The organism is Actinoplanes sp. NPDC051633 (assembly GCF_040681735.1).
Taxonomy (GTDB): Bacteria; Actinomycetota; Actinomycetes; order Mycobacteriales; family Micromonosporaceae; genus Actinoplanes.
This window is the reverse complement of sequence record NZ_JBFAZH010000947.1, coordinates 1-3,058: the sequence shown is the minus strand read 5'-3', so window position 1 is coordinate 3,058 and position 3,058 is coordinate 1. Positions and strand designations below refer to the sequence as shown.

The 3,058-nt window shown below is 70.7% G+C and carries 4 protein-coding genes; 1 reads left to right on the top strand and 3 read right to left on the bottom strand.

The features are described from left to right. Positions 1 to 84 precede the first annotated feature (84 nt). From AB0M20_RS34955 to AB0M20_RS34945, 3 genes are all read right to left on the bottom strand, one after another. Complete coding sequence (locus tag AB0M20_RS34955) at positions 85 to 894, bottom strand: serine protease (RefSeq protein WP_364304709.1); 810 nt, start codon at positions 892 to 894, stop codon at positions 85 to 87. 97 nt (positions 895 to 991) lie between these two features. Next, positions 992 to 1,780 carry an enoyl-CoA hydratase-related protein gene (locus AB0M20_RS34950; protein WP_364304707.1) on the bottom strand — a complete coding sequence of 263 codons (789 nt, stop codon included), beginning with the start codon at positions 1,778 to 1,780 and terminating at the stop codon, positions 992 to 994. Between the two features lie 12 nt (positions 1,781 to 1,792). Beyond that, entirely contained in the window at positions 1,793 to 2,578 is a 786-nt protein-coding gene (locus AB0M20_RS34945) for a PaaX family transcriptional regulator C-terminal domain-containing protein (RefSeq protein ID WP_364304705.1), read from the bottom strand. A 237-nt stretch (positions 2,579 to 2,815) separates the two neighbouring features. On the opposite strand from AB0M20_RS34945, the gene AB0M20_RS34940 reads away from it, so the two are divergent. Then, positions 2,816 to 2,983: a DUF3117 domain-containing protein gene (locus AB0M20_RS34940; protein WP_364304703.1), complete on the top strand. Its 168-nt coding sequence runs from the start codon at positions 2,816 to 2,818 to the stop codon at positions 2,981 to 2,983. Positions 2,984 to 3,058: the final 75 nt, after the last annotated feature.

The following is a 3,058-nucleotide window of genomic DNA, read 5'->3' as shown; positions in this document are numbered from 1 at the left end:
AACCAGGACCCAGAAGAAGAGGACGAGGACGACTGAGGGCCCCGGCGCAACGCTGCGCCGGGACCCCCGCGGAAAGCTCGAACCTCAACTGGGCAGGTTCGCCGCCGCCGAGGTGATCGCCGACGAGAAGTAGCTGACCTGGGTGTAGACGCCGGGGCGGTTGCGGCGGGCGCATCCGTCGCCCCAGCTCACGATGCCCACCTGGATCCAGGCGTTGCTCGCGTCGCGGCGGAACATGGGGCCACCCGAGTCGCCCTGGCAGGTGTCCACGCCGCCCTCGGTGAAGCCGGCGCAGATCTCCTCGGCCGGGATGATGCGGCCGTTGTACATCGACCGCCCGTTGCAGGTGGCGTCGTCGACGAACGGCACGGTCGCCTTCAGCATGTACCGCTGCTGCCCGCCGCCCTCGCTGGCCGCACCCCAACCGGCGATCGTGAAGGTTCCGTTGTCGTAGGTCGACGACGTCGCGATCGGCAGCGTGGCCAGGCCGGTGACCGGGGACGCGAGCCGGATCAGCGCCCAGTCGTCACCGCCCTGGTTGTAGCCCGGCGGCCGGTACACATAGGTGGACCGGCGGGTGACCCGGCTCGACGAGTTGAGGTCGACCACGCCTAGCGTGGCGGTGATGCTCGTGTTCCGGCCGGTCCCCCTGACGCAGTGCCCCGCGGTCAGCACGATCGACGTCGTGTAGAGCGCGCCACCACAGCCCATCGACAGCCGCACCATGAACGGGAACTCGCCCTGCGCCGCGCGGGTGCCGCCGACGACCTGCGGGGTGATCGTGCCGCCGCCCGGGTCGGGCGGAGCCGCCATCGCCGGTGAGGCGATCGCTCCCATCGACGCCGCGGTGACCGCCGCGACCGCGATGCCCAGAAGATTGCGCCACCTTGCCATCCAGATCCTCCCCAGGGTTGTGCGCCCGATCGGGGCGACACTTGGGGGAAGCCTAGACATTCATACCGCTGAATGTGGCTATATCTCCTGGCTCATATCACCGTCCCTCGAAGACCGGCTTCTCCTTCGCCAGGAAGGCCTCGACCGCCGCCTTGTGGTCGGCCGTCGCGCCGCAGATGGCCTGCGCCTGCGCCTCGGCGGCGAGCGCGTCGGAGAGCGTGCCGGCGTCCCCGATGGACAGCTCCCGCTTGATCGCGCCGTACGCGACGGTCGGGCCCGCGGCCAGCCGGGCGGCCAGCTCCTGCGCCACCGGCAGCACCTGCTCGTCGTCCTCGGTGAGCCGGGAGAGCAGGCCCATGGCGAGCGCGGCCTCCGCCTTGACCGGCTCGGCGAGCAGCAGCAGCTCCAGGGCCCGCGCGTGGCCCACCAGCCGCGGCAGCGACCACGACACGCCGGTGTCGCCGGCCAGCCCCACGTTCGCGAAGGCCATCAGCAGCCTGGTGCTGGGCCCGCCGATCCGGAAGTCGGCCAGCAGCGTCAGCGACGCGCCCGCCCCGGCGGCCACCCCGCGCACCGCCGCGATCACCGGCTTGGGCATGTTCACCAGCCGCTGCGCGATCGGGTTGTAGTGCGCGCTGACCGTGTCGATCCTCGTGTTGCCGGCCGATAGCTTCTCCATGTGCTCCTGGAGGTCCTGGCCGGCGCAGAACGCGCGGCCCGCCCCGGCGAGCACGATCGCCCGGCAGGACCGGTCGGACTCCAGCTCCCCCAGTGTGTCGCGCAGGGCCTCTTTGAGATCGGTGGTCAGCGCGTTCATCGCGGCCGGCCGGTTGAGGGTGAGGGTGACGACGGCGTCGGTGCGGTCGACGAGGAGGAGATCGGTCATGACTGAAGAGCTTTACATACGTCCGCCGCGCCCGGCCCCCACCAGACACTGCTCGACGTAGCGGTCCGCAGCCGGGCGCAGACGCGCGGCGTGCCGCTCGAAGAACTGCGTCGCCTTGGTGCCGGGCCAGCGCGGCGGCAGCAGCGCAGGCGGGAGGTGGGGGTCGCGCTGCTGGGCGGCGCGCCACTGGTGCACCAGCTCGAAGCGGGCGGCGTACGCCTCCTCGTCGCTGCTGCGGTCGGTCACCGCGGTGACGAGCGGGCGCTGGGCGTTGACGAAGTCCTCGTAGGCGCGGCCGATGCCGGACAGGTCCCAGGCGCGGCGGGCCAGGTCGGCGGCGCTGACCGGGCCGGCGCTGAACCGCTCGTACCGGATGCGGGCGCCGGCGAGCATCGCGTCGACCTCGTCGGCCGGGCGGGGCGCGACCCAGGCGTGGTCGCCCAGCCGCCCGTACCCGAGAGTGGTCAACATCGCGGCTTCCGGGCGCGTGACCGGCGCGTACGGAAGAATCAGGTCGAACCGGCCATCCCAGCCGGCTCGGACGATCCGTGCGATCCGCGTGGAAGCTTCGTCGAGCCTGCGTGCCGCCAAGGGGGTCAGCGAATAACCTGCGCCGGAGGACAGCCGCATCGGGCGCAGCCAGCCCTGCCGGACCATCCGGGAGACGGCGGTGCGCACCGCCGGCGCTGCGATGCCCACGGGCGCGAGCAGCCGGACGAGGGCGGCGATCGGCGCGCGGCCACCGCGGGAACGCAGGTGATCACCGAAGAGGTCGAAGAGTGCAGGCCGCGTCCGCATGAGCGCACATTGTGACAGCGCCGGAGACGATATGCTAGACGCTGTCACATCCGCCCGGGCTGGGTTTGGGTCTGCCGGTGTTCATCAGGGAAAATGTTTGATCGGCACGGCGGACCCGGCCGCGATCATGCGCGGTGGGGTCTGCACGGTCGCTGGTCGGATGTTATGAGAAACGGCACCACGTGGGCCTGAGCTCGTGGTGTTGAAGACCCTGATGTAAGTCTGAGGGGAGACAAAATGGCGGCGATGAAGCCGCGGACGGGCGATGGTCCGCTGGAGGTCACCAAGGAAGGGCGGGGCATAGTCATGCGAGTCCCGCTGGAGGGTGGTGGCCGTCTCGTCGTTGAGATGACCCCGGACGAGGCCAACGCACTTGGTGACGCGCTGAAGGAAGTTGTCGGCTGACGTGCGCCTGAACCCGCCGATGCGGTAATCCGCATCGGCGGGTTTCCGCTGTTTGAGGGGACTTCCATGTTAGCG